Raw genomic sequence first — 6192 nt, 5'->3', positions numbered from 1 at the left:
CATCGACAACCTGGTCAAGGGGGCCGCCGGGCAGGCCGTTCAGAACATGAATTTGATGTTCGGTCTCGATGAAACCGCCGGCCTGTATGGTGTCCCCTTTCCGCTGTAGCTTCAGCGGACATTTCCAACAAGATCGCTTTGTTGACATACACGCCGTTTTGTACTAAACAAGGGGCGTTTTTATCATGGGAAACGCTCGCATTCTTACCATTTTGCTAATTACCTACAATTTTTTTGAAAACGCCGACGGCGTTTCATTAGCGCTATTTCGCACCGAAACCATCAATGTGAAAGGAGACTGGAGATGACAGCAACGCTTATTAAGGGGACCGAGATCCGGGAGCAGATCCTTGAAGAAATTACTGCCGAGGTAAAACAGATCAAGGAAAAACACGGTGTGGTTCCCGGTCTGGTCACCATCCTCGTGGGTCAGAGCCCGGCATCCATTTCTTACGTGACCCTGAAAATCAAAACCGCTCACCGCGTCGGATTCAAGGAAATTCAGGACAACCAGTCGGTGGACATCTCAGAAGCGGCGCTGTTGGCGCTGATCGACAAGTACAACAAGGATGAAAGCATCAACGGCATCCTGGTCCAGCTTCCTCTGCCCAAACACATTGATGAGAAAAAGGTTCTCAATGCGATCGATCCGGACAAGGATGTCGATGGCTTTCATCCGGTCAATGTAGGCCGGCTGATGATCGGTGGCGCTGAAGTCAAGTTTCCTCCGTGCACCCCTGCAGGGATCCAGGAGATGATCGTGCGTGCCGGCGTCGAGACGAGCGGTGCGGAGGTCGTCGTGGTCGGCCGTTCCAACATCGTGGGCAAACCGATTGCCAACATGATGGTCCAAAAAGGCCCCGGTGCCAACGCCACCGTCACCATCGTCCACACCCGGACCAAAGACCTGGCCGGCCACTGCAAGCGAGCCGACATTCTGATCGTTGCCGCCGGCGTACCGGACTTGGTAAAGCCGGAATGGATCAAACCCGGCGCCTGTGTCATCGATGTCGGTGTCAACCGTGTGGGTGAGAAAATCAGCGAAAAGACCGGCAAGAAGATAGCGATCCTCAAGGGTGACGTGGACTTCGATGCCGCAAAAGAGATTGCCGGCTCCATCACTCCGGTTCCCGGCGGCGTGGGCCCCATGACGATTACCATGCTCATGCTCAACACCCTGAAGGCTCTGAAGTTTAAACTGGGCATTGCCTGATCGGCTAAAGAAGCACTTCCCTCTGATTGGACTCGATTTATTTGTCAATTAAAATGGGGGGTTAAAAGGAAGCAACGGCTACCGTGGTATTGACATGAGGTCTTTATCATGGTAGCCTTTTTTCGTTTGCAGCGATTATGACTATAACCAATTGATATTTATAGTTAAAAACTAAATTCGCTTCTATTGTCGAAGGGTAATGGCTAAAAAAATATCGCTTATCATTCTGAGTAACTCGGGAACGACGGTCAAACAACTTGCCATCCCCGTCGTCCTGCTGACGGCGCTGGCACTGGTCACCGCTTTGGGTGTCGCGTTGGTCGGTATTGCCTTCCACGACTACCAGAGCCTTCGAAATTCCCTTGGCACCAGCAACCATATTGCCCAAACCATCGAGGAGCAGCGGGAAGAGATCGGGCAACAGCGGTTGCAGATCCAAGCGTTCGCCCATGAAATCAATGCACTCAAAGAAAAGCTGGTCGAGTTGGACCAGTTTGAGGAAAAGATTCGTGTGATTGCCAATCTGGCGCCCGGCCAAACCGATGGCAACCTGTTCGGTGTGGGGGGGGCCGCTCCCGAAGATCTGGAGCCCCAACTGGAATTGACCCAGCGGCACGAGGGGCTGATGCGTGAAATGCACCAGCAGGTGGATGAACTGGCGTCGGCATCCCAACGACAGGAGAACAGCTTCGGTAACCTGCTGGACAAGCTGGAAGGCCAGCGCAACCTGCTGGCTTCAACACCGGCCATTCGACCCACCGGCGGTTGGATGACCTCCCGTTTCGGCCACCGGGTTTCTCCGTTTACCGGTAGAAAAGAATTACATAAAGGGGTGGATATCGCCAACCGAAAGGGCACCGCCATCCTGGCTACGGCAAACGGTATCGTTTCCTTTGCGGGTAAAAAAGGGCCGATGGGGAATGTGGTTGTCATTGATCATGGCCATGGCATGATCACCCGGTACGCCCATCTCAGCGAAGCCCTGAAGAAACAGGGGGATACGGTCAAACGCGGTGACATCATTGCCCAGATGGGCAACAGTGGCCGCAGCACCGGCCCCCATCTGCATTATGAAGTTCACCTCAACGGTGTTCCCGTCAATCCCGTCACGTATATCTTGAATTGACAACAACAGGTGTTACATCGACCTTCCACAGCGGTCTATCCGACGGTCATTCGGTTGGCTTCCGCCTTCAGCGACCTGACAAGAGGCCTTGAAAGAGAGGGTTGCCCCTTTGCGCTTGAGTGGCCCGTTAAAATGGTTTAGAATGCCGCCGCGTCGAAAACGGGAAGAATGAGGGAAACCTGTCGCCGTGAAATCCATTCCCCGAGACACGATCCAGTCGACGAAATTGGAGATTGAATAGATGATTGGTAAATTTTTAACCCAGATGTTCGGCAGCAAAAATGAACGCGAACTGAAAAAACTTCAACCCTTCGTGGAAGCCATCAATGCCCTCGAGCCTGACATGAAGGCCATGAGCGAGGCACAACTCAAAGACCAGACGCCGCGGCTCAAGACTCGCCTTGACAATGGGGAACCGTTGGATGACCTGCTGCCGGAAGCCTTTGCCACCGTCAGGGAAGCATCCATGCGCGCCCTGGGAATGCGCCCCTACGACGTTCAGCTAGTCGGCGGCATGGTGCTTCATGGCGGAAAGATTGCCGAGATGAAAACCGGTGAAGGTAAAACCCTGGTGGCTACGCTGCCCGCCTACCTCAATGCACTCACCGGGCGCGGGGTGCATGTGATTACGGTCAACGATTACTTGGCACGGCGTGATACGGAGTGGATGGGACAGATCTACACCTACCTGGGAATGTCGGTGGGAACGGTCCAGCACGGGCTCGACGACCGGCAGCGCAAGGAATCCTACGGTTCGGACATCACCTACGGGACCAACAATGAGTTCGGTTTCGATTATCTTCGTGACAACATGAAATTCGATGGACAGTCACTGGTCCAGCGAGCTCTTCATTTTGCCATCGTGGACGAAGTGGACAGTATCCTTGTCGATGAAGCCCGGACGCCACTGATTATCTCCGGTCCTGCCGAGAAATCGACCCAGCTTTACCACCAGGTCAATGGGATCATCCACAAATTCAAGGTGGACGTGGATTTCAAGATCGACGAGAAGGCGCGAAGCGCAGCGCTGACCGAGGAGGGGGTGGCCCGCGCCGAGCAATTGCTGGACGTTGAAAACCTTTACGACCCAGGCAATATCGAGCTGCTTCACCACACTAACCAGGCCCTCAAAGCCCACACCCTGTTCAAGCGCGATGTGGACTATATAGTCAAAGAGGGCGAGGTAATCATCGTTGACGAATTCACCGGGCGGCTGATGCCCGGCCGCCGATACAGCGAAGGGCTGCACCAGGCGTTGGAAGCCAAGGAGAACGTCAAGATAGAAAACGAGAACCAGACCCTGGCCACCATCACCTTTCAGAATTATTTCCGCATGTCCGACAAATTGTCGGGCATGACCGGTACGGCCGACACCGAGTCGGCGGAATTCAAGAAGATTTACAATTTAGAGGTCTCGGTTATCCCCACCAACATGCCCATGGTCCGAATTGACTTTCCCGATGTGATCTACAAGACCCGCAGAGAAAAGTTCAATGCCGCTATCGAGGAGATCAAAGCCCTCAACCAGAAAGGCCAGCCGGTGCTGGTGGGTACGGTTTCCATTGATATTTCCGAACAGCTGGCCAACAAACTGAGAAAGCAGGGCATTCCCCACGAGGTACTCAACGCCAAGAATCACGAAAAGGAGGCGGAGATCATCTCCATGGCCGGCCAGAAAGGGGCGGTGACGATTTCCACCAACATGGCCGGACGCGGTACCGACATCGTTCTGGGTGAAGGCGTGACCGAACTGGGCGGCCTTCATATCCTGGGCACCGAACGCCACGAGAGCCGGCGCATCGACAACCAGCTGCGCGGCCGCTCCGGACGCCAGGGGGACCCGGGTTCTTCCCGTTTCTATCTGGCGCTGGAGGATGACCTGCTGCGTATTTTCGGCGGCGAGCGCATTACCGGCATTATGGAGCGTCTGGGTATGGAAGAGGGCGAGCCCATTGAGCACAACCTGATCAGTCGTGCCATCGAGAATGCCCAATCCAAGGTGGAGGCGCACAACTTTGACATCCGCAAGCACCTGATTGAGTACGACGACGTCATGAACCAGCAGCGCGAGGTGATCTACAAGCAGCGCCGCGACCTGCTGACCGGCGTTGACCTGAAGTCCACCATCGACGATATCATGATGGAAAGCGCCGAAACGATTGCCGGAAAATTTGCCGATGAGCGAGCGCTGCCTGAGGATTGGCAGTGGGAGGCCGTTTCGGACGCCGTATTCCAGCAGTTCAACTTCAGGCTGGCAAAACTGGATGAAAGCACCATGGACGGCCTCAATGACGAAGGCCTGGTCCAGGTCATTTACGAACAGGCCACTACCGTCTATGAAAAAAAAGCCGCCATGCTCGGCAGTGAGGATGATTTTCGTCAACTGGAGCGGATGGTGATGCTGCAGACCGTGGATAATCTATGGAAGGATCATCTACTCTCCATGGATCACCTCAAGGAAGGCATCGGGCTGCGCGGGTACGCCCAGCAGAACCCGCTACTGGTATACAAAAAAGAAGGCTTCGAGATGTTCCAGGAAACCATCGACCGCATCAAGGCGGAAACCCTGGGCATTCTTTTCCGGATACAACTGGCCCAGCCGGACCACATCGATGCCCTGCAAAAGCCCAAAGAGCAAAACCTGACCTTTTCCGGCGGCGGCGATGCCCCGGCAACCAAAAAACCGGTCAAAAGAGAATCCGAAAAAATCGGCCGCAACGACCCCTGTCCCTGCGGAAGCGGGAAGAAGTATAAGAAGTGCTGCGGAAGATAGCGTCCATTCAGAAACGGCATCTTGCGGCCCAGATCGGTGTTCTCGCCTTTTTGATATCCTCGACGTAGCGCTGCTACGCCTCCGGTTTCAAAAACGCTGCGGCCTTGATCTGAACCGCAATCTACCACTTCTGAACGCACGCTGATTAAAAATTAAAATAATAAAATATCGATGACTTAAAAAAATCAAAAAGCTAAGTTTCCACGCTGCCGGCCAAATATTTTTTAGGATTCCCTTCTACGATCCGAACCCAGAACGTAGTAGCTGATAAGCTAATAATCTGGTGAGCTGATCAGCTCAAAGCTCAAAGGCGAACCCAGAACACAGAACCCGGAACTCAACAAACCCAACAAACCCAATGAACCCAATAAACCCAATAAACCCAATAAACCCAATAAACCCAACGAACGCGACAACCATCGGCATTCTCTCCGACACCCACGGCCTTCTCCGCCCAGAGGTTGAAAAGGCACTGTCGGGCTGCCAACACATTCTGCACGCCGGTGACGTGGGAGATGGACAGGTGTTGACTCGGCTGGGACGAATCGCTCCGGTAATGGCTGTGTGTGGAAACATGGACCACGGTGCATGGTCCAATTCATTGCCGACCAAGGAGATGGTGGAGATTGAAGAAATATTTTTTTACATTCTGCATGACCTGTACCAGCTTGACCTGGACCCGTCTGCCGCCGGAATCCATGTGGTTGTCAGTGGACACACCCACCAACCCAAAATTTTTCAAGAAAATGGCGTCACCTACCTCAATCCGGGAAGTGCCGGTCACCGGCGGTTCAATTATCCGGTATCCATCGCCACGGTTCTTATTGAAAACGGTGCCGTGATTCCCCGTATCATTGAAATCGACCTTTAATCTGAACCGCGATAGCGAGCGCATTCCCCGCCGCTTGTCGGAGCAACGCGGAGATCCCGTTCATCGGGGCCGCGGGGAGGGTTCAATCCGATCCAACCGCTCCGCGATGGACCGATTGAAAACCAAATTACCTGAAACCCTGCCTCTTCCAACCCTTCCGCAGCCAAGAAATGCACTTTACAATCCATATCGGCGATGATTATAATCAT

General features: G+C 53.7%; 5 protein-coding genes and 1 pseudogene. 5 read left to right on the top strand and 1 reads right to left on the bottom strand.

Annotated elements, in window-relative coordinates; genetic code table 11:
• The 5 genes and pseudogenes from argC to QNK41_RS13385 all read left to right on the top strand — a co-directional run.
• A pseudogene (gene argC / locus QNK41_RS13405) lies at positions 1–109 on the top strand (N-acetyl-gamma-glutamyl-phosphate reductase); the annotation flags it as partial.
• Positions 110–304: 195 nt separating this feature from the next.
• Entirely contained in the window at positions 305–1213 is a 909-nt protein-coding gene (gene folD / locus QNK41_RS13400; protein WP_319257744.1) for a bifunctional methylenetetrahydrofolate dehydrogenase/methenyltetrahydrofolate cyclohydrolase FolD, read from the top strand.
• Positions 1214–1412: 199 nt separating this feature from the next.
• On the top strand, positions 1413–2339 hold the full coding sequence (locus QNK41_RS13395) for a M23 family metallopeptidase (protein WP_319257742.1): 927 nt from the start codon (positions 1413–1415) through the stop codon (positions 2337–2339).
• Between the two features lie 241 nt (positions 2340–2580).
• The gene (gene secA / locus QNK41_RS13390; protein ID WP_319257739.1) at positions 2581–5112 is read left to right on the top strand and encodes a preprotein translocase subunit SecA; all 2532 of its coding nucleotides are present in this window, start codon (positions 2581–2583) and stop codon (positions 5110–5112) included.
• Positions 5113–5470: 358 nt separating this feature from the next.
• Positions 5471–5983: a metallophosphoesterase family protein gene (locus QNK41_RS13385; RefSeq protein WP_319257737.1), complete on the top strand. Its 513-nt coding sequence runs from the start codon at positions 5471–5473 to the stop codon at positions 5981–5983.
• Here QNK41_RS13385 and QNK41_RS13380 read toward each other — a convergent pair.
• Positions 5980–6192: hypothetical protein (locus QNK41_RS13380; RefSeq protein ID WP_319257735.1), on the bottom strand; the 213-nt coding region annotated here is incomplete at its 5' end. The two genes, QNK41_RS13385 and QNK41_RS13380, sit on opposite strands and share 4 nt — an antisense overlap.

This window comes from Desulfosarcina sp., from assembly GCF_033791525.1.
In the GTDB taxonomy this organism is placed as follows: Bacteria; Desulfobacterota; Desulfobacteria; order Desulfobacterales; family Desulfosarcinaceae; genus Desulfosarcina.
Note: the sequence above shows the minus strand (reverse complement) of the source record. Positions and strands in the feature narration are given on the sequence as shown.

Bases quoted from the DNA above. Each gene is read 5' to 3' on its own strand.
- folD (WP_319257744.1), top strand. From the start codon at position 305: ATGACAGCAACGCTTATTAAGGGGACCGAGATCCGGGAGCAGATCCTT.
- secA (WP_319257739.1), top strand. From the start codon at position 2,581: ATGATTGGTAAATTTTTAACCCAGATGTTCGGCAGCAAAAATGAACGC.
- QNK41_RS13395 (WP_319257742.1), top strand. From the start codon at position 1,413: ATGGCTAAAAAAATATCGCTTATCATTCTGAGTAACTCGGGAACGACG.
- QNK41_RS13385 (WP_319257737.1), top strand. From the start codon at position 5,471: ATGAACCCAATAAACCCAATAAACCCAATAAACCCAATAAACCCAACG.